The sequence below is a fragment of the Alsobacter sp. genome, from assembly GCF_059501845.1.
Genome location: NZ_JCACDK010000020.1, coordinates 1 through 17,598 on the forward strand (window position 1 = coordinate 1; position 17,598 = coordinate 17,598).

The following is a 17,598-nucleotide window of genomic DNA, read 5'->3' on the forward strand; positions in this document are numbered from 1 at the left end:
CCGTCGCCGACACGTCCAGCCGCACCCCCGCCCCAAGCGCCAGGGCCTCCTTCAGACCGCCATGCAAGGACACAACGTCCCCACGACCAGGCTGCTCCGCCACGACAAGCTCAACCACACCCAAGTCCTCCGTCTTGGGCAGCAAGCCTAGCCGCTGCAGTTTAAGAAATGATGGGCCGGGCGGCGCGAGCTTGGCCGTTCTCGGCGGCGTGCAGGCCCTGTGGGTGGCAAACGGCAAGGTTCCGTCAACCCTGTCCCGCGAAGATGACGTTCGAATCGCGCGAGGAACGACGATGCGCCCCCTTCTGGCCGCACTGGCCGCGGTCCTGATCGCCGTGCCGCTGGCGGCGTTCACCCAGCCGCCCGTCGCGCCGAACCACCAGATGCGCTACTCCCCGGACCGGGGCGGCGACTGCACCGTGATGATCCCCTACTACGGCCCGCAACGCCTGTGGATCGGCCGCTTTGCCGGTGGCCGCCAGCTCGACACGTCGGCCGAGCGCGACTTCGTCGACTGGCGGACCGCGCAGTCCTGCTTCTTCGACGAGCCGACCTGCCTGCGCTGGCTGGACGGCGTCCGGCGCGGCTGGCCGATGACGCCGGGCTACGCCTATTGCCGCTGGCTGGCGGAGGGCGACGGCGGCGTCAGATCCGGCGGAAGGGGACCCGTAAAACCCTGAGGCCGGCGAGAGTCACCGCCCCGTAGACCACCGCCCCGGCCAGCCCGAGCGCCACGAGATGCGCCTCGGTGCGGAAGGCGGGCAGCGTTGCGGCGGACCGTCCGATCGAGCCGTCCAGCAGCAACACCGCCAAGGCCAATGCCACCGAGCCCGCGCAGGCTGCCGTCGCGGCGCCGCCGAGGGCCTTGTCGGGCGCGATCCAGTGCCGTCTCCAGGCGAGGATGAAAAGCAGCGTGACGTTGACCCATGCCCCCACCGCCGTGGCGAACGCCAGCCCGGCCGCTCCCATGCTGGAGAACAGGGCGAGCTTGAGCAGGAGGTTCACGCCGATGCCGGAGAAGGAGGCGATCAGCGGCGTCGCCGTGTCGTGCCGCGCGAAGAAGGCGGCAACGGTCGAGCGGATCAGCACCACAGCCGGCAGGCCGACCGCATAGGCGGCGAGCACCGCGCCCGATGCCGCCGCCGACTGCTCGTCGAAGGCGCCGCGCATGAAGAGCCCGCGCATGACGAGGTCGGGCACGAGGATGAACGCGACGGCGAAGGGCGCCGACAGCACCAGCGCGAAGGAGGCGGCGCGGTTCTGTGCCGCGTGCGCACCGGCCTCGTCGCCGGCCGCCAGCCTGCGGCTCATCGTCGGCAGCACCACCGTCCCCGCCGCGATGCCGATGACGCCGACGGGCAGCTGGTAGAGCCGGTCCGCATAATAGAGCGACGAGACGGCACCGGTCGGCAGCAGCGAGGCGATGACCGTGTCGGCGAACATGGCGATCTGCACGCCGGCGGAGCCCACCACGGCCGGCCCGAGCGCCTTCCAGAAGACGGTGAGGTCACGGTCCTTCACCGGGCGGCGAAAGCCGGGGAGGATGCCGTGCCGCTTCGCATCCCACGCCACCAGGATGAGCTGCAGGACGCCGGACGCTGTCAGGCCCCACGCCGCCGCATATCCGGCCGACGGAAACAGGAACGACACCGCCAGGGCCGCAACCATCGCCACGTTGAGCAGGACGGGCGCGAACGCCGCCACGGCGAAGCGCTCATGCGCGTTCAGCACGCCCGAGAGGAGGGTGACCAGCGTGATGAAGAGGAGGTAGGGAAAGGTGATGCGCGTCAGAGCCACGGAGAGCGCGAACTTCTCCGGCTCGTCGGGAAAGCCCGGCGCCAGCAGCGACACGACCTGCGGCATGAAGAGCATGCAGGCGGCGCTGAACAGCGTCAGGATCACCGTCATCACCGTCAGCAGGCGCCCGGCCAGCAGGTTGGCCGCCAGCGGCCCGCGCTGCTCCAGCGCCGCCGAGTAGCTCGGCACGAAGGCGGTGTTGAAGGCGCCTTCGCCGAAGATGGCGCGGAAATGATTGGGCAGTCGCTGTGCCACGACGAAGGCGTCGGCGACGAGGCCGGTGCCCATCACCGCCGCCATCACCACGTCGCGGACGAAGCCGGTCAGGCGGGAGAGGAGCGTGAACCCGCCGACGGAAAGGATGTGCTTGAACATGCGGCCTCAGGCGATGCGCCGGTCCTGCCCCTGGGGCCGCGCGGTGCTGCGGCCGCTCTCCTCCACGCCGAGCCGGTCGCCGACGATGTAGAGGGGGCGGCGCTTCACCTCGGCGAAGATGCGCCCGATATACTCGCCGATGACGCCAAGCGATATCAGCTGCACGCCGGAAAAGAACATCACCGAGACCATCAGCGAGGCATAGCCGGGAATGTCCACGCCGTAGATGAGGATGCTGAGGATCAGGTACACCGTGAACAGGAACGCGCAGAGCGACACGACCGCGCCGACATAGGTCCACAGACGCAGGGGCACGGTGGAGAACGAGGTGATCCCGTCCGCCGCGAAGCGGAAGAGCTTGCGCGTCGTGAACTTGCTCGCGCCCTCCGCCCTCGGCGCGGGAGAGAACGGGATGCCGATCTGGCGGAAGCCGATCCAGGCATACAGGCCCTTGGAGAAGCGCGCCCGCTCGCCCATGGCCCGTAGAGCGTCGACGGCCTTGCGGTCGAGCAGCCGGAAGTCGCCGGCCCCGTCGGGGAGCGGCGTCTCGCCGAAAGCGTCGAACAGCCTGTAGAACACGCGCGTGAAGGTCCGGCGCAGCGGCCCGTCTGTCCCGCGGTCGACGCGCTGGCCGTAGACCATGGCGTAGCCCTCGCGCCAGAGCCGGACGAAGTCTGGGATAAGCTCGGGCGGATGCTGCAGATCCGCGTCCATGACGATCACGGCCTTGCCGCGCGCATGGTCGAAACCCGCCGCGATGGCGATCTCCTTGCCGAAGTTGCGGCTGAGGAACACGGCGTGGCAGCGAGGCTCGCTCTCGTGCGCCCTGCGAATCGCGGCCTGCGTGTCCTCCCGGGAGCCGTCGTCGACGAACACGACCTCCCAGGCTCCGGTGACGCTGTCGAGCACAGGGCGCAGGCGCTCGACCAGGACCGGCACGTTGCCGCCTTCGTCCTTGACGGGGATCACGATCGAGAGTTCGGGGACTGCTGGCGACACGATCCACCTGCCGGCGTCCGCAAGCCTTGCGGCCCGGACGGCAGATGTGAGCCGACATTGCGCCTGCGCGCAAGCGCGCGCATGGTCGCCGCGCGCCGATGCGACAGCATTTCGACACGGACCAGCAGAATGGGCGGGAAAACAGGGCAGCCGGAATGAGGAGTGCGTCGCCGGCTTCTCGTGGTGTCATGATCGTGGCCGACGACTTCGGACTGACCGCCGGCGTGAGCCGCGCCATCCTCGAACTCGCCGCCGCCGGGCGGATCAGCGGCACTGGTGCGCTCGTGACGCGGCCGGCGTGGCCGCTTTTCGCGCCCCGCCTCGCCGACCTCGGCAATGTGGTCGACGTGGGCCTTCACCTCAACCTCACGCTGGGGGCGCCGCTTGGCGCCATGCCTCGCCTCTGTCCTGACGGGCGGTTTCCCGCACTCGGACGGCTGCTGCGGCTGGCGTTCACGGGCGGTCTGGCGGGGGATGCAGCGGCTGAGATCGGGTCGGAGATCGGTCGCCAGATCGACGCTTTCGCCCGGGCCTTCGGCAGGCTGCCGGATTACCTCGACGGTCACCAGCACGTCCAGGCGCTGCCCGGCGTCTCGGGGCCGCTGCTCGGCGCACTCGCCTCGCACTGGGGCGAGACGCGGCCCTGGCTCCGCGACACGTTCGACTCGCCGGGGACGATTCTCGCCCGCGGGGTTGCGGTGGGAAAAGCGCTCGTGCTTGCCGGGCTGTCGGCCGGGTGGAGCCGCCGCCTCCGGCACAGCGGCCTCGACGCCAATCGCGGCTTTGCCGGAGTGAGCGCCTTCGATCCCCGGCGCGACTTCGCCCGCGACCTTGCGCGATTCCTGTCTGTTCCAGGCCCGCTGCACCTCGTGATGTGCCACCCCGGTCACATCGACGACGAGCTTGCCGGCCTCGATCCTGTCGTCGCCACGCGCCCGCAGGAGTTCTCGGTTCTCGCTGGCCCGCACCTGCCGGGCATCCTTGCAGAATCCGGGCTTGCTTTGCGGCGGTTTACGGCAATGAAGCTGGCGGCTGTGGCTTAACCCACCCTTTACGGCACAGGCCTATGTTGACGCATCGCCGTCCTTACGGATCGAGCACGTGTCCCCAGTTCCAAATCATTCGATACGCCGTGCAGTCGTCCTGACCATCGCCGCCGTCTTCACGCTGGTGCTGGGGGGCGTCATCGGCGGGGCGACCGTCTATGTCCGGCACAAGGCGGTCTCCGAACTTCACGCCAAGAACGAGGCGTTGATGGAACTGGCCCGCCCGCTGCTGGCCCACGCCGTCTCCGACGGCGACATGCACGATGCGCAGCGGGTGTTCGAAGGCCTGCTCCGGGACCGCGACTTCGAGGCGGTGATCGTCGTCGACGCCACAGGCGCCGTCTTTGCGCAGGCGAGCATCTCGGGCGGCAAGCCCATGCAGCCGAGCGAACTCGAGGCCGCGTCCGGCAATAAGGGTCTCGACGGCCAGCCGACCGAGACGGGGGTCGTGATGACCCTGCCGCTCGCGGAACAACCCGGCTCCAGCCCTGTCGGCACTATCGGAATGCGGTTCTCCACCGAGGCGATGAACACCGTGCTGCTGCGGGAGAGCCTGCTGGCGGCCGGCATCGGCGTCCTCGCCGTGCTCATCCTGGCAGCCATTGTTCAATTCATCGTGCGCCGTCTCACCGAGCCCGTGCGCGCCCTGGCCGACACCACCCGCAGGCTCGCCGACGGCGACCTCTCCGTCGAAGTACCGGCCGTCGCCAGGCATGACGAGCTTGGCTCGATGGCGAGGGCCGTGCAGGTGTTCAAGGACCGTCTCATCGAGCGCTCGTCCCTGCAGAGCCGCGGCGAGGTACACCGCGCCGAGCAGAGTGCGCGCCAGGCCCGCATCGACGGGCTCGTCTCCGACTTCCGCTCGACCGTCCGCGAGTCGCTGGCGAGCGTCGCGGCCAACAGCGAGCAGATGACGTTTGCGGCGCGCACGCTGAGCGGCATCGCCGCCGAGTCGGCGAAGCGTGCCAAGGCCGCCACCCGCGCGACCCGGGATGCGTCGGAAAACGTGCGCAACGTGGCCCTGGCGTCGGACGCTCTGTCGGACTCGATCGGCGCGATCGAGTCCAAGGTGAACCGCGCCCGGACGGTCGCAGCCGATGCATCCGCCACCACCCGCGCGACGACGGCCACGGTGCAGAGCCTCGCCGGCAAGGCGCAGGACATCGGCGAGGTCGTGAGCCTCATCCAGGCCATTGCCGCCCAGACCAACCTCCTGGCCCTGAATGCCACCATCGAAGCCGCACGCGCGGGCGAGTCGGGCAAGGGCTTCGCCGTCGTCGCCTCCGAGGTGAAGAACCTCGCCGGACAGACGGCCCGCGCGACCGAGCGCATCGCCGAGCAGGTCAGCGCCATCCAGGGCGCGACCGCGTCGGCGGTGGACGCGATCGAGGCGATCGCAGGTCACATGCAGGAGGTGGAGGGGTTCACCGCCGTGATCGCCGGAGCGGTCGAGCAGCAGGCCTCCGCCACGAGCCGCATCGCCGACGGCGTCTCCCGCGCCACCCACGGCACCGAGAGCGCCGCCGCCGAGATGCGTGAACTCGACACCGTCGTCGGCGAGACCGACCAGTCGGCGGCGCAGGTCAACCAGTCCGCCATCGACGTCGCCGAGCAGGCCAAGCGCCTGCACGCAACGGTCGATCGCTTCCTCGAGGCCGTCTCGGCCGCCTGACAACGGTCCCCGGACCACATGAAAACGGGGCCCGGATGGGCCCCGTTTTCATTCGCGGTGGCGTCGATCACTTCGCCTTGCTGTAGAGCTCGGCGACGTATTCCCAGTTCACGAGATTGTCGACGAACGCCTTGAGATAGTCCGGACGGCGATTGCGGTAGTCGATGTAGTAGGAGTGTTCCCACACGTCGACGCCCAGGATCGGGGTTGCGCCGTGCACCAGCGGGCTCTCGCCGTTCGGCGTCTTGGCCACCATCACCTTGCCGTCCTTCACCGCCAGCCAGGCCCAGCCCGAGCCGAACTGCGTGACACCGGCCTGGACGAACTCTTCCTTCGCCTTATCGACGGAGCCGAAGGCATCGACGATCGCCTTCTCCAGCTCTCCGGGAATGGATCCGCCGCCATTCGGCTTCATCCAGTGCCAGAAGTGGAGATGGTTGTAGTGCTGGCCGGCATTGTTGAAGAGGCCGGGGTTCTTGCCGTAGGAGCCGCGTACGATGTCCTCGAGCGACTTGCCCTCCCACTCCGTGCCCTTCAGCAGGTTGTTGCCGTTGTTGACATAGGCGAGGTGGTGCTTGTCGTGGTGGTATTCCAGCGTCTCGCGGGACATGTAGGGCTGGAGCGCCTCATAGGCGTAGGGCAGGTCGGGCAGCGAGAACGACATCGAACTCTCCTCGGTGGGAATGGGCGGAGGCGGCGCCTCCGGAAACCGGTCCGCCGGGAAATTAGGCCGCGACGCTTCCGGCTTCAACAGGCCGTGTCGGTAAAGATACGGATCCGCTGTTCTTTCGCTTCCGCGGCTTGTCCACAGCCGGTTGAAGAGCGGGATATCTTCCACTTGCAGCGAATTGATCTAGTGTTGCATGAACATGACGGGCCGGAGCGCTGCCGCACTATGGTGTTTTTCCTCAGTTGCATCTCCGTGGTGCTCATCCTCGTCGGTGGCGCGGCGGCGCTGTACGGAGCCGACACGATCCGCAGCGAAACTGGCGCCACGATCGCCATTGCCGGGGTGAGCATCGCCTGTGCGGGGTTCCTGCTGCTCGGTCTGGTTCAGGTGAGCGTGGAAATTCGCCGGCTGAGGCGGGCCGTCGAGGAACAGGACGACCTCGAAGTGCCTGCGCGGGCGGCAGTGCCGGCGTTGCCGCCGGTGCCGACACTCGCGGCGGCAACAGCGGCCGCCGCGGCCGATGCCAAGGAGGCCACCCTCGGAAAGCCGGACGGCGATACCCGCGAGGACAGCGACAAGACGATCACCCCTGAGCCTTACGCGCGAAAGGACGAAGAGCACGCGCCGGGCAGAGGCTCTTCGGTTGAGGCAGCCCTCGACACCGATCTCCTGGAAGCGGAGGAAGGCCATGCGCCGGCAGCAGCGCCCGAGCCGCCGGCTCCCGTTGCGCCCCCCAAGGAGCGAGGGGAGCCCGTCGCCACCTACACGTCCGGCGCGAACACCTACTTCATGTATGGCGACGGGACGATCGAAGCCGAGACGCCGAAGGGCCGCTACCGGTTCGAGACGATGGCGGAGCTGCGGCACTACGCCGAGACGGGAGAGGGCGGGCTCCTTCTGAACGCCTCCGACATGCCAGGAGACGGTCTTGGCAAGCCCACATCCCGCGAGGGCACCATCACCATCTGAGCCGGCCCCGGCTCAGGCGCCGATCCGCCCTTCCGCGACGGCCACCGCGAACGCGTAGGACCTCGCCACTTCTCGCAGCCGGTCGAAACGGCCGCTGGCGCCGCCGTGACCTGCTTCCATCTCGGTGCGCAGCAGGAACGGCCCGCCGCTCGATGTCGCGCGCAGGCGGGCGATCCACTTCGCCGGTTCCCAGTAGGTGACGCGCGGATCGGTCAGCCCGCCGACGGCGAGGATCGCGGGGTAGCGCTTCGGCTCGATGCGGTCGTATGGGGAATAGGCGAGGATCGTGTCGAAGTCGGTGGCGCTGGCGCCTGGATTGCCCCATTCCGGCCATTCGGGCGGGGTCAGGGGCAAACTGCCGTCGAGCATCGTGTTGAGCACGTCGACGAAGGGGACCTCCGCGATGACAGCTGCGAACAGGTCCGGCGCCATGTTGGCGACTGCGCCCATCAGCATGCCTCCGGCGCTGCGGCCCTGCGCCACGATACGACCTGGACTGGTGTATCCGGATTCGCACAACTTCTGAGCTACTGCGATGAAGTCCTTGAAGGTGTTCTGCTTCTTCTCGCGCTTGCCGCCGGTGTACCAGCCCCAGCCCTTCTCCGTGCCGCCCCGGACATGCGCGATCGCGTAGACAAAGCCGCGGTCGACCAGTGACAGCGCCTTGGTGTCGAAGCCGGCCGGCATGGCGAATCCATAGGCGCCGTAGCCGTAGAGCAGGAGCGGATGGCTGCCGTCGGGTTCCAGCCCGGCCCTGTGCAGGAGCGATACCGGCACGAGCGCGCCGTCATGTGAACGGGCCATGATGCGCCGCGTCCGGTAGGCGGCGGGATCGTGCCCTGACGGCACTTGCTGACGCTTCAGAAGCTCGCGGGTGCGGGCTTCCATGTCGTAGTCCCACGTCTCCGACGGCGTCGTCATCGACGAATAGACGAAGCGCAGCGTGGGGGTGTCGAATTCGAAGCCGCCCGGCATGCCGAGGCTGTAGGCCTCCTCGTCGAAGGAGATGGCGTGCTCGGCCCCGTCCGGTGTCCGGGTGACGATGATGCGCGGTCGCGCGTCCTCGCGCTCCAGGCGCGCGAGATGACCGGCGAAGGCCTGCAGTGAGAGGATGAGCACGCCGGGCCGGTGCGGAACGAGATCGCGCCATTCGGCTCGCGACGTTGACCCCAAGGGCGCGGTGACGATCTTGAAGTCCTCGGCGCCGTCGGCATTGGTGAGGATCACGAAGCGGTCGCCCTGGTGGTCGACCTCGTAGCGGACGCCCGTCTCCCGCGGCGCGAGCAGCCGGGGCGGGGCACCGAGGTCGGCACGCTCCAGCACCCGCGTCTCGCTCGTCTCGTGGTCTCCCGTGGTGATGAAGGCGAAGCGGGGCGAGCGGACAGTATCCAGGCCGACGAACCAGCCGGGATCTGGCTCGTCGTAAACGACGACGTCCTGCTCGACGGGGGTCCCCAGCACATGCCGGCGGACGGTCCGCGGCCGGTGGTTCTCGTCCACCGCCACATAGAGGAAGCTCGTGCCCGCGTCGTCCCACACGGCATGACCGGTGGTGTCGGGGACCACGTCTGCCATGTCCGTGAGGCCGGCGGTGTCGCGCACCCGGATGGTGAAGTACTCGGAGCCTTTCTCGTCGCAGCTCCACGCAAGCAGGCGATGGTCGTCCGTGTGGGTTCGCGGGCCGAGCTGGTAGAACGGCTTTCCCGCGGCGAGTTCGTCGCCGTCGATGAGCAGCGTTTCGTCGCCTCCGGCGCGGGGCCGGCGGCAGGCGAGGGGGTGCTGACCTCCGGTGCGGTGACGCGTGTAGTAGGCGAAGGCGCCGTCCGGCATGGGGACTGTGCTGTCATCCTCCTTGATGCGCCCGCGCATCTCGGAGAAGAGGGCATCCTCCAGGCCCGAGAGATGCCCGGTCAATCCGGCGGCGTAGGCGTTCTCCGCCTCCAGATAGGTGCGGATGTCCGCCGGAAGGGTGGCGGGGTTCTTCAGGACCTCCTGCCAGTTCTCGGCCTTGAGCCAGGCGAAATCGTCACGCAGCGGCCGGCCGTGGACGACGGTTTCGCTTGGGCGCGGCTCGGCGGCCGGGGGCAGGGTCACGGTCATCAGGCGGCTGTCTCCTCTTCCAGCGCCGGCGTGAAGCCGAGCGCCGTCCCGTTCATGCAGTAGCGTAATCCGGTCGGCCTCGGCCCGTCCGGGAAAACATGCCCGAGATGCGCGTCGCAGCGCGAGCAGCGCACCTCGGTGCGGCGCATGAAGAAGGAGCGGTCCTCATGCTCGCTGACCGCCCCTGACCCGAGGGGAGCCCAGAAGCTCGGCCACCCGGTTCCCGATTCGAATTTTGTGGCAGCGTCGAACAAGGCTTCGCCGCAGCAGACGCAGGCATAGATGCCCCGGCGCTTCTCGTCCCTGTGTGGCCCGGTGAAGGCGCGCTCGGTGCCGTGCTGGCGGGTCACCCGATACTGTTCAGGGGTGAGGATCGCCTTCCATTCCACATCCGTACGGGTGATTTTCGGCCGGCCCTGCTGGCTCATGCGTCGCGCTCCCTGGCCTTGCGAGTTGTGTCGCATTGGTGAGCGCCGGATATGGTCCCGAGGTGATGTGACGGCAAGATCCGTTGCGCACCCCTGCGGCTGCAAGCCTCGCGTGAGCTGGACGTTGATCGATGGTAACGCACGGTCCACTGTGGATGCACAGCGGAAGCTAGAAATGCGTCCAGCAAATTCGAGTTTGTTATTGCAAGTCTGTGGGCGATGACATAGACCGTCAGTCGTGTGGAAGTGATCGCGCCGATAGCGAGGTTGACCAATTCGCAGCGCGAAATGGTCGCAGCGCAATGAGCTTCACGTACAATAAGCCGTGGACGCCGATTCGCCCCGATGCACGGGACCTAACAGAAGAGACGAAGCTGCATCGCACCCAAAGAGGTCGCGGCAGCCATACAAGGGAATGAAAAGACATGGCTGACAGCGCAGGCGCCCCGAATTACGTGGAGCTCGCGGCGGATATCGTGTCCGCTTATGTGAGCAACAACTCTGTGTCGGTGACTGAGCTGCCGGCCCTTATCGGAGACATTCACCAGGCCCTCGTGCGCGTGTCCAACGGCGCTGTCGAGGCCCCCGTAGAAGCCCCGAAGCCCGCCATCCCGGTGAAGAAGTCGATCACGCCGGATTACATCATCTGTCTTGAAGATGGAAAGAAGTTCAAGTCGCTGAAGCGGCATCTTCGCACGCAGTACAACATGTCTCCCGAGGAATACCGCGAGAAGTGGGGCCTGCCGGCCGACTATCCGATGGTCGCGCCCCGCTACGCCGAGGCGCGCTCCGCCCTCGCCAAGCAGATGGGCCTCGGCCAGCAGCGGCGTAAACGCAAGTAATCAACTTCGTCCGCACGCAACGCGACGAGAGAACACGGCGCCGGATCACTCCGGCGCCTTTTTCGTATCCGGGTTTGTCCGCGCCGGCCCGGACCGACGCAGACGCCTGAGAGTTGACGCCTCCGAGAGGTGGGCTTGCCGCAAAGCGATGTGCCGGTTGAGGTCGTAGGTCCAATGGCCGGCGCGGCCCAGCGTCCGCTCGGCCCGCAACGCAGCCGCGAGCCGCCTGACGATGGCCCGGGACCGATCCGGTTCCGTCTCGGGAAAGCCGATGGGCCATTCTCTCAGGAGCCGGTGAAGCATGCGGCCACGGTCATAACCGCACGCACCTGCCCGAACGGTGCTTCGGACTGCGGCCTCGGCCTTGCTTGACACTGGTAATGAAAAAAATCCTAACATGGATGGTCCTCACAACCTCGCTGGAGGGATCGCGCGTTTGACGGCACCCATCTCAGATACTAGGATAATAATCCTACATCAAGGGAGATATGAGATGGGTACGTCCACGGCATCGGGAACGGGCAGGCCGCGTCCCAGGGCGTCCAGCGAGGCGGGGCGCAAGGCTGCGTCCCGGCGTGAGCTGCGGATGCTCGCCGCCCTCTCGGCAGATGCGGCAAGCGAAGGCGCCGCGCCGGCCGACGTTGCGGAGGCTCTCGTGAGCGCCGGGCTGGCCGAGTGGGACATCCGCGATGGACATCGCCAGCTATCGATCACCTCTGCCGGCCGGGCGCGTCTGAGGCGAGAGGCGGGGTCGTCCGGGGTGGCAGGCGAAGTTCTGCACGATCGAGGCTTTCGGGCGCAGCACCTCGAGATCGAACCCGATTTGGCATTGGCGGGAAGCGGCGCGCCGGTGCTGCGCAACGCGGCCGAAAACCCCCTGGCCTGGCTCAGGGGGCGGAAGAGCCCGTCGGGCACCGCCCTCATTGACGACGCGTCCTACATGGCGGGCGAGCGGCTGCGGGCGGACCTCACCCGCGCGGCCATGCTGCCGCGGGTCACGGCCGACTGGTCGGGTGCCTCCGGCACGGGCGGGGCGCGCGGCCCGGCCGAGGCCACCGACGCCATGCTCGCGGCACGCCAGCGCGTCACGAAGGCGCTCGACGCCGTCGGATCCGACCTCGCTGGCCTTCTTCTGGACGTCTGCGGGTTCCTCAAGGGAATGGAGCAGGTGGAAAAGGAGCGGGGCTGGCCGGCGCGGTCGGCCAAGGTGGTGCTCGGACTGGCGCTCGCCCGCCTCGCCGACCATTACGGCTACGCGCGAGAGGTGCGAGGTCCCGACCGTTCGCGCGGTGTCCGGTCGTGGCTCCCGCACGAGAACAGGCCGCGGATGCCGTGAGCGCGCCTAGACCTGCTGCAGCGCAGCCCGCGCGTCGGACTTGATGCGCTCAACCATCGATCTCACGCCGTTTGACCTCTGCGGCGTGAGATGCTCCGACAGGCCGAGGTCCCGGAATATCGCCGTCGCGTCCGTCTCGAGCACCTCGCGCGCGGTGTGACCGGAATAGACGGCAAGCGTCAGGGCCACGAGCCCGCGGACGATATGCGCGTCGCTGTCGCCCCGCAGCATCAGCCGAGGCTCGCCGCCGTCCCGCTCGACGTTCGTCTCCAGCCAGACCTGGCTCGCGCAGCCGCGCACCTTGTTGGCGTCCGAATGCGCCTCCGGCGAAAGCGGCTCCAGGGTGCGGCCGAGTTCGATCAGATAGCGGTAGCGGTCATCCCAGTCGTCGAGGAACGAGAAGTTGTCCAGGATGTCTTGGAGCGTGGCGCTCATGCGTGGTCTGCCGCCGGACTGATGTGCGTTGGGAGCACATATAGCGGCCAAAACGCCAAGCGGCTGCGGGATTGCGAAAAAAACCTGCGGCTCAGCGTCCCGGGACGGGACTGGGCAGCGGCAGCGAGCCGGTTCGCGTGAAGGTGTCCAGGCACTTGGCCGGCTCGCGCCGGCATCTGTCCAGGGCCGCCGCTGCCATAGCCTGGGCCTCGCGGCGGACAGCCGCCTCCGTCTCCGCGGCAAGGTGGGCAGGGCTGGGCGGAGCGCCGTCGCTCAGCGGCGACAGAACGTAAACGAAGCCGATCACCAGGCCGGCGCGGAGGAGGAAACCCATGATGTCTCCCGGACAGTAACGGCGACCCTAGGCGGTCGGGCTTAAGGGGCGGTATCCGCAAGACGCGTGGTCACGGTGACGCGGCGTTAACCTTACGCGTTGTTTTAGACCAGCCGCCCGACCGGCCCGGCGTCATGATGAAGACAAATCAGCCGCGGGCCGCCGAACTTAGGTTTCGCTTAAGGCCGCTGCGCCATCCTCCGGCATCGAAGCGGGTCTGTTGCCCGCGGACGGGATGGCCGCCTTTGCAGCCCCCCGGATCTGGAAGCGAGAGCGTGTGGCGTAGGATGCCTCTCATTGGCGACATCGTACCCGGCCTCGTTCCGCATGCGGCCGAAACCGAGGGCAGGCCGCGCGCCCGGCAGTTGTGGTTCGTGCTCACGCGCATGGCGCTCGGCGCCATCGGCCTCGCCTGCGTTCCCGTGCTTCTGGTCACCGGCGGCATGTCGCCCCAGGCTGGCCTCGCCATTGCGCTGCTCTCCGGACAGGCGCTCATCGCCCTGGCCGTGCCGAGGGCAGCCCGCCTCGATCCGCTGCACGCCCTTTCCGTGGGCGGCTTCTGCGCGTTCATCGGCCTTCTCGCCTGGAAGAACGGCGGCCTCGAAGCGCCCGTCCTGTCGGCGCTCGGCTTCCTCGTCGTCGAGGCTTCTGTCCTCGGCGGCCGTTCCATGGTGGGTACCGCGGCCGGCCTCGCCGCCGCGACGCTGGTGGCGCTCGCCGCCGTCGCCGGGCTTGCCGGCCCGCCGCCCGGGCGCGAGCTCGCCGGGCAGGCCATGGGCCTGCTGCAGAACGGCGCGTTGCTCGCCGCGTGCCTGGGCCTCGGACTGTTCGCACTGCGCGAGATCGGGATCCGCTTCGTCCGCGAGCGCCAGATCGCCGGCCAGAACCGGCTCATCGCGGACGGCTTCGGAGATCTCGTCACCCGGCACGACGCGCAGGGCTCGGTGACCTTTGCCGCCGAATCGACGCTCGCCATGCTGTCGGCTCCTCCCTCCGACCTGATGGGCCGGGGGCTGTTCGAGCGTGTTCATGTCGCCGACCGTCCCGCCTTCCTCGGCGCCATCTCGGAAGCGGTGCGCGAGCGCAGCCTGACCAACTGCCGTGTGCGCGTGCGCTGCGGGACCATCCTCGAAGACGGGCGCAGCAGCCAGCCGCCTCACTTCAAGTGGTTCGAGATGCGGGCGCAGGGCGTCGGCGGCGACGAGGCCCAGCCGGAGATCGAGGCGATCTGCGTGTTCCGCGACGTCTCGGCCCAGCGGCTGCACGAGAGCGCCCTGGACGAAGCGCGCAAGCAGGCCGAATCCGCCAACGAGATGAAGAGCCGCTTCCTGGCGACGGTTAGCCACGAGCTGCGTACGCCGCTCAACGCCATCATCGGCTTCTCCGAGATGCTGGCCAACGACAAGCTCGTCCCCGCCGACGACGCCCGCCGGCGCGACTACGCACGGATGATCAACATCTCCGGCCAGCACCTGCTGGAGGTGGTCAACACGCTGCTCGACATCTCGAAGATCGACTCGGGCACCTTCCAGCTCGATCCCGAGCCGGTCTGTGTCGAGGAGTGGGTTACCGACACTGTCGGCATGATGCGCCTGAAGGCCGAGGAGGCCGGGGTCGCCGTGCACGCCAATATCGAGCCCGGACTGCCGGAAATCGTCGCCGACCGCCGCGCCTGCAAGCAGATCCTGATCAATCTTCTGTCGAATGCGGTCAAGTTCACTCCGCGGGGCGGCCGTGTGTCCATCGGGGTGATCCGCGAAGGCGGCACGCTCGTGCTCGCCATCGAGGACACCGGCGTCGGCATCCCGGCGGACGACCTGCCCCGCATCGGAGAGCCCTTCTTCCAGGCGCGCGGCAGCTATGACCGGCCCTTCGAGGGAACCGGACTCGGCTTCTCCGTCGTCCGTGGTCTGGTGGCGCTGCATGGCGGGACCGTCGGCATCGACTCCACGGTGGGGGAGGGCACCCGCGTGACGGTGCGCCTTTCCATCGATGCGAAGGGGCCTGTGCAGCAGGCGCCCGTCACGCCCATTCCGCTGCGCCAGGCCGCTCCGGCCTCGGTCGCTTCCCTCGAGGCCCTCGACAGGACGACGGTGAAAAAACGTGCGTGAGATGCTCGCTCGGACGGACCATGACTTCGTCACGACCCAGAAGCGGCCCCGCCGCAACGGCCGCGCCCAGGTGAGGCCCTCCATGGCGCTTGCACTCGTGCGCAGCCCCGTGAGGACGGTCAGCGGGGCGGCTGCCGCCGCCATCGTCGTCGGCATTTTCGTGAATGCACTGGCGCTGCAAGGCGGCCCGCACCCTGCGCCCTTCTTCCATCATGCCGCGGAGCCGCAGGCGCCGGTTGCTGCGCCCCTGCCGCCCTTGCGGCCCGCCGAGTCGGTCGCCGCCGCCGAGGAAACCGCACCGGTCATCAAGTCCCGTCCCGCCGCTCCTCAACCCGCTGCGCCGACGACGTCCGCCGCCCAGCCGGCAAGCCCGCCGATGCCCGTTTCCCGCGACGCCATCGGCGAGATGCTGCGCACCCCGCAGGCGACGGTGGCCGGGGACAAGGCCGTCCTCGCCGCCCAGCGCGCCCTGAACCGCCTCGGCTACGGCCCGATCAAGCCGGACGGGATCTTCGGCGCCGGCACGCGGCAGGCGATTGAGAAGTTCGAGCGCGACCGCAAGCTCCCGGTGACCGGGGAGGTCAATCCGCGCACGGCGAAGGAACTCGCCACGGCATCCGGCCTGGCCGACTGACGCCACGCTGGCCCCGGCGCCCGGCCTGCTCCAGACTGGGGGCGGGGAAATGGCGATGCGACTGCGCAGCGATATCTGGGTTTCAGCCTACATCCGGCGGTGCGGCATAGAAGGCGCGCCGGCCGTGTTGCGCCGTCGCGGATCGGCTGAGGCTGGAGCCATCTTCGTCAAGATCGACCGGCTCGACGGCACCTGCGTGCTCTACGGGCCTGCGCCGCAGACCGCGTTCGAAGCGGAGGACAGCGGCGTGCGCCGCTTCGTCCGCCTGCATGATTCCGAAACGCTCCCCGTGCCTGATGCCGAGGCGAAACTCGCGCGCCAGGTGTCATTCGATCCCGATGTCTGGATCGTCGAGGCGGAGGACCGCTCCGGTAAGCCCCGGCTCGATCTCGCCGAGGGCTGAGGATCTCAGCCCTGGCCGCGGCGGAGCGACGCCTGCTGCTGCGCGACCTGGGCGGAGACGATCGTGGCGGGTCCCGGGCGGGCCTGCTCCTGCCGCGGTTCCGGCTGGCGCGGCCCGGCGGCCCGGCGCGGGCCTTCGACGCCCAGCATGGCGCCGCCGATGCGCTCCGCCGCCGCGAAAGGCACGCGCCGCGCGAGATCGACGAGCGCGAACACGCGCTGGCTGGAATGGCCGATGGCCGGGTCGAGGAACATGAAGACGCGCGTCGCGGTCTCGTCGTCGATCCCGGCCGCAACGAGAAGGATGGCGAGGCACTCCCCGCTGCGATCCTCCAGGAGCCGCCTGACCCGTCCGGCGGGCGCTCCTGCCGCGCCGGCAAGAACGCTCGCCATCGCGTCGGGGTCGCCGGCATTCGCGGCTGCCTCGACGGCCGCCAGCACGTCGTCCGTGGCCCGGCGGTGATGGCGGAGGCGCCCTGACAGGGTGGCGAGGCGCACGGCATCCTCGACGATGGCGCGGCGCAGCGTCTTGTCCGCCCACTGGAACAGGACCGCCTGGTCGGCGAGGGTGAGGTCGTTGCGCGAGAGCAGGGCGACCGCGATCGCCTCCTCGTCCCTGCCGCGCGCGAGAAGTTCGTCCTTGGCGTCCGGGGGGAGCTCCACCGCGTCGTTCGCGGCGAGGGTGACGTCGATGATCGGGTCGTTGCGCGACAAAAGCAGGCGCACCAGCGCGGCATCCGCATCGTTGCGGGCCGCGACCGCGGCGGCAAGCAGCCGGTCACCGCCGGCCGCAATGTCGACCGCCATGCGCCGGGGCAGCCATACAGCGTCGGCGAGCACCAGGCGCGACGCGTCGTCGCCGCGTCCGATGAGTGCGCGGCCGACTTCGGGGGGCGTGTGCAGGTAGCTGCAGAGCTTGTGGGCGACGACCATGGCCGTGTCGGGATCAACCTGCTCGGCCAGCGCCGAGGCGATGTCCCGGAACTGGGCAATCTCGTCCGTCGAATGGTTTTCTGTGGCAATGTACAGATCGGTCAGCACGCGGAAGAGCACGGGCTTCATGTCGAGCCCCTGCTCGGTCGCGACAGCTACGAGACCGTGAAGATGAGACTGGGAAACCGGGGACATCGAAACACCGTGGAGGAGCGGAAAAACATCACCGGTAAAGCTAAGGTGCATCCGTTAGCGGTCCGTTAACCTTGACAGGGCTTTGTAGCGTCAACAGTAGCGTCTTGCGAAGCAACGGGACAGGAGATCGCCATGACACGCGTTCTGCCGTTTCCCGCCGAGCGGGTGAGACGAGATCCACCCGAAGGCGGCACCACCACCGGCGTCGTGCTCCTCTTCACCGGGGTGCGTTACGAGCGCCACGAAGAGATTCCTCCGCGCCCCGCGCGGGAGGGTCGCGGCCGCAAGCGGCGGACCTGAGCGAACAGCCTGTGCCGGCC

19 protein-coding genes are annotated in these 17,598 nt (G+C 68.6%); 10 read left to right on the forward strand and 9 right to left on the reverse strand.

Annotated features, from left to right (window positions below):
- Positions 1-293 precede the first annotated feature (293 nt).
- Complete coding sequence (locus AC5JCN_RS24410; protein WP_495757745.1) at positions 294-680, forward strand: hypothetical protein; 387 nt, start codon at positions 294-296, stop codon at positions 678-680.
- Here the strand turns inward: AC5JCN_RS24410 and murJ are convergent.
- Positions 646-2,172, reverse strand: coding sequence for a murein biosynthesis integral membrane protein MurJ (gene murJ, locus AC5JCN_RS24415; protein WP_495757746.1), 1,527 nt, complete (start codon positions 2,170-2,172; stop codon positions 646-648). The two genes, AC5JCN_RS24410 and murJ, sit on opposite strands and share 35 nt — an antisense overlap.
- Positions 2,173-2,178: 6 nt before the next feature.
- Positions 2,179-3,171, reverse strand: coding sequence for a glycosyltransferase family 2 protein (locus AC5JCN_RS24420; RefSeq protein ID WP_495757747.1), 993 nt, complete (start codon positions 3,169-3,171; stop codon positions 2,179-2,181).
- A gap of 188 nt (positions 3,172-3,359) precedes the next feature.
- On the opposite strand from AC5JCN_RS24420, the gene AC5JCN_RS24425 reads away from it, so the two are divergent.
- Together AC5JCN_RS24425 and AC5JCN_RS24430 are read left to right on the forward strand one after the other, a co-directional pair.
- Positions 3,360-4,214: a ChbG/HpnK family deacetylase gene (locus AC5JCN_RS24425; protein ID WP_495757748.1), complete on the forward strand. Its 855-nt coding sequence runs from the start codon at positions 3,360-3,362 to the stop codon at positions 4,212-4,214.
- Between the two features lie 58 nt (positions 4,215-4,272).
- Complete coding sequence (locus tag AC5JCN_RS24430) at positions 4,273-5,889, forward strand: methyl-accepting chemotaxis protein (RefSeq protein WP_495757749.1); 1,617 nt, start codon at positions 4,273-4,275, stop codon at positions 5,887-5,889.
- Between the two features lie 67 nt (positions 5,890-5,956).
- Here AC5JCN_RS24430 and AC5JCN_RS24435 read toward each other — a convergent pair whose 3' ends face one another.
- Positions 5,957-6,553 (reverse strand): superoxide dismutase, encoded by a 597-nt coding sequence (locus AC5JCN_RS24435; RefSeq protein WP_495757750.1) that lies wholly within the window; start codon positions 6,551-6,553, stop codon positions 5,957-5,959.
- A gap of 231 nt (positions 6,554-6,784) precedes the next feature.
- Here AC5JCN_RS24435 and AC5JCN_RS24440 point away from each other — a divergent pair, with 231 nt between their 5' ends.
- Positions 6,785-7,528, forward strand: a complete 744-nt coding sequence (locus tag AC5JCN_RS24440; protein WP_495757751.1) for a hypothetical protein — start codon at positions 6,785-6,787, stop codon at positions 7,526-7,528.
- A 12-nt stretch (positions 7,529-7,540) separates the two neighbouring features.
- On the opposite strand, the gene AC5JCN_RS24445 is transcribed toward AC5JCN_RS24440, so the two are convergent.
- Together AC5JCN_RS24445 and msrB are read right to left on the reverse strand one after the other, a co-directional pair.
- Entirely contained in the window at positions 7,541-9,628 is a 2,088-nt protein-coding gene (locus AC5JCN_RS24445; RefSeq protein ID WP_495757752.1) for a S9 family peptidase, read from the reverse strand.
- Positions 9,628-10,056: a peptide-methionine (R)-S-oxide reductase MsrB gene (gene msrB / locus AC5JCN_RS24450; protein WP_495757753.1), complete on the reverse strand. Its 429-nt coding sequence runs from the start codon at positions 10,054-10,056 to the stop codon at positions 9,628-9,630. The genes AC5JCN_RS24445 and msrB overlap by 1 nt, the downstream gene beginning before the upstream one ends.
- Before the next feature lie 425 nt (positions 10,057-10,481).
- Between msrB and AC5JCN_RS24455 the strand changes: the two genes are divergently transcribed.
- Positions 10,482-10,898, forward strand: coding sequence for a Ros/MucR family transcriptional regulator (locus tag AC5JCN_RS24455; protein ID WP_495757754.1), 417 nt, complete (start codon positions 10,482-10,484; stop codon positions 10,896-10,898).
- A 45-nt stretch (positions 10,899-10,943) separates the two neighbouring features.
- On the opposite strand, the gene AC5JCN_RS24460 is transcribed toward AC5JCN_RS24455, so the two are convergent.
- A complete protein-coding gene (locus AC5JCN_RS24460; RefSeq protein WP_495757755.1) occupies positions 10,944-11,297 on the reverse strand; it encodes a DUF6477 family protein in 354 nt (117 codons plus the stop codon).
- 94 nt (positions 11,298-11,391) lie between these two features.
- Between AC5JCN_RS24460 and AC5JCN_RS24465 the strand changes: the two genes are divergently transcribed.
- Positions 11,392-12,234 (forward strand): DUF6456 domain-containing protein, encoded by an 843-nt coding sequence (locus tag AC5JCN_RS24465; RefSeq protein WP_495757756.1) that lies wholly within the window; start codon positions 11,392-11,394, stop codon positions 12,232-12,234.
- A gap of 6 nt (positions 12,235-12,240) precedes the next feature.
- Here the strand turns inward: AC5JCN_RS24465 and AC5JCN_RS24470 are convergent, their stop codons facing one another.
- Together AC5JCN_RS24470 and AC5JCN_RS24475 are read right to left on the reverse strand one after the other, a co-directional pair.
- A complete protein-coding gene (locus tag AC5JCN_RS24470; protein WP_495757757.1) occupies positions 12,241-12,669 on the reverse strand; it encodes a SufE family protein in 429 nt (142 codons plus the stop codon).
- A gap of 91 nt (positions 12,670-12,760) precedes the next feature.
- A complete protein-coding gene (locus tag AC5JCN_RS24475; protein ID WP_495757758.1) occupies positions 12,761-13,003 on the reverse strand; it encodes a hypothetical protein in 243 nt (80 codons plus the stop codon).
- A 275-nt stretch (positions 13,004-13,278) separates the two neighbouring features.
- Here AC5JCN_RS24475 and AC5JCN_RS24480 point away from each other — a divergent pair, with 275 nt between their 5' ends.
- From AC5JCN_RS24480 to AC5JCN_RS24490, 3 genes are read left to right on the forward strand one after another with little or no spacing between them, the layout of a single operon-like run.
- Complete coding sequence (locus tag AC5JCN_RS24480; protein WP_495757759.1) at positions 13,279-15,114, forward strand: PAS domain-containing sensor histidine kinase; 1,836 nt, start codon at positions 13,279-13,281, stop codon at positions 15,112-15,114.
- A 1-nt stretch (position 15,115) separates the two neighbouring features.
- Positions 15,116-15,748 carry a peptidoglycan-binding domain-containing protein gene (locus tag AC5JCN_RS24485; RefSeq protein ID WP_495757940.1) on the forward strand — a complete coding sequence of 211 codons (633 nt, stop codon included), beginning with the start codon at positions 15,116-15,118 and terminating at the stop codon, positions 15,746-15,748.
- 55 nt (positions 15,749-15,803) lie between these two features.
- Positions 15,804-16,151: a DUF1491 family protein gene (locus tag AC5JCN_RS24490; RefSeq protein ID WP_495757760.1), complete on the forward strand. Its 348-nt coding sequence runs from the start codon at positions 15,804-15,806 to the stop codon at positions 16,149-16,151.
- 5 nt (positions 16,152-16,156) lie between these two features.
- Here the strand turns inward: AC5JCN_RS24490 and AC5JCN_RS24495 are convergent, their stop codons facing one another.
- Positions 16,157-17,278 carry a DUF2336 domain-containing protein gene (locus tag AC5JCN_RS24495; protein ID WP_495757761.1) on the reverse strand — a complete coding sequence of 374 codons (1,122 nt, stop codon included), beginning with the start codon at positions 17,276-17,278 and terminating at the stop codon, positions 16,157-16,159.
- A gap of 132 nt (positions 17,279-17,410) precedes the next feature.
- Here AC5JCN_RS24495 and AC5JCN_RS24500 point away from each other — a divergent pair, with 132 nt between their 5' ends.
- Positions 17,411-17,578: a hypothetical protein gene (locus AC5JCN_RS24500; RefSeq protein ID WP_495757762.1), complete on the forward strand. Its 168-nt coding sequence runs from the start codon at positions 17,411-17,413 to the stop codon at positions 17,576-17,578.
- Positions 17,579-17,598 lie beyond the last annotated feature (20 nt).

Excerpts from the sequence above, each read along its gene's own strand:
- AC5JCN_RS24470 (WP_495757757.1), bottom strand. The coding sequence starts at position 12,669 with ATGAGCGCCACGCTCCAAGACATCCTGGACAACTTCTCGTTCCTCGAC.
- AC5JCN_RS24445 (WP_495757752.1), bottom strand. The coding sequence starts at position 9,628 with ATGACCGTGACCCTGCCCCCGGCCGCCGAGCCGCGCCCAAGCGAAACC.
- AC5JCN_RS24495 (WP_495757761.1), bottom strand. The coding sequence starts at position 17,278 with ATGTCCCCGGTTTCCCAGTCTCATCTTCACGGTCTCGTAGCTGTCGCG.
- msrB (WP_495757753.1), bottom strand. The coding sequence starts at position 10,056 with ATGAGCCAGCAGGGCCGGCCGAAAATCACCCGTACGGATGTGGAATGG.
- AC5JCN_RS24440 (WP_495757751.1), top strand. The coding sequence starts at position 6,785 with ATGGTGTTTTTCCTCAGTTGCATCTCCGTGGTGCTCATCCTCGTCGGT.
- AC5JCN_RS24490 (WP_495757760.1), top strand. The coding sequence starts at position 15,804 with ATGCGACTGCGCAGCGATATCTGGGTTTCAGCCTACATCCGGCGGTGC.
- murJ (WP_495757746.1), bottom strand. The coding sequence starts at position 2,172 with ATGTTCAAGCACATCCTTTCCGTCGGCGGGTTCACGCTCCTCTCCCGC.
- AC5JCN_RS24465 (WP_495757756.1), top strand. The coding sequence starts at position 11,392 with ATGGGTACGTCCACGGCATCGGGAACGGGCAGGCCGCGTCCCAGGGCG.
- AC5JCN_RS24435 (WP_495757750.1), bottom strand. The coding sequence starts at position 6,553 with ATGTCGTTCTCGCTGCCCGACCTGCCCTACGCCTATGAGGCGCTCCAG.
- AC5JCN_RS24455 (WP_495757754.1), top strand. The coding sequence starts at position 10,482 with ATGGCTGACAGCGCAGGCGCCCCGAATTACGTGGAGCTCGCGGCGGAT.
- AC5JCN_RS24475 (WP_495757758.1), bottom strand. The coding sequence starts at position 13,003 with ATGGGTTTCCTCCTCCGCGCCGGCCTGGTGATCGGCTTCGTTTACGTT.
- AC5JCN_RS24425 (WP_495757748.1), top strand. The coding sequence starts at position 3,360 with ATGATCGTGGCCGACGACTTCGGACTGACCGCCGGCGTGAGCCGCGCC.
- AC5JCN_RS24460 (WP_495757755.1), bottom strand. The coding sequence starts at position 11,297 with ATGTTAGGATTTTTTTCATTACCAGTGTCAAGCAAGGCCGAGGCCGCA.
- AC5JCN_RS24485 (WP_495757940.1), top strand. The coding sequence starts at position 15,116 with ATGCTCGCTCGGACGGACCATGACTTCGTCACGACCCAGAAGCGGCCC.
- AC5JCN_RS24410 (WP_495757745.1), top strand. The coding sequence starts at position 294 with ATGCGCCCCCTTCTGGCCGCACTGGCCGCGGTCCTGATCGCCGTGCCG.
- AC5JCN_RS24500 (WP_495757762.1), top strand. The coding sequence starts at position 17,411 with ATGACACGCGTTCTGCCGTTTCCCGCCGAGCGGGTGAGACGAGATCCA.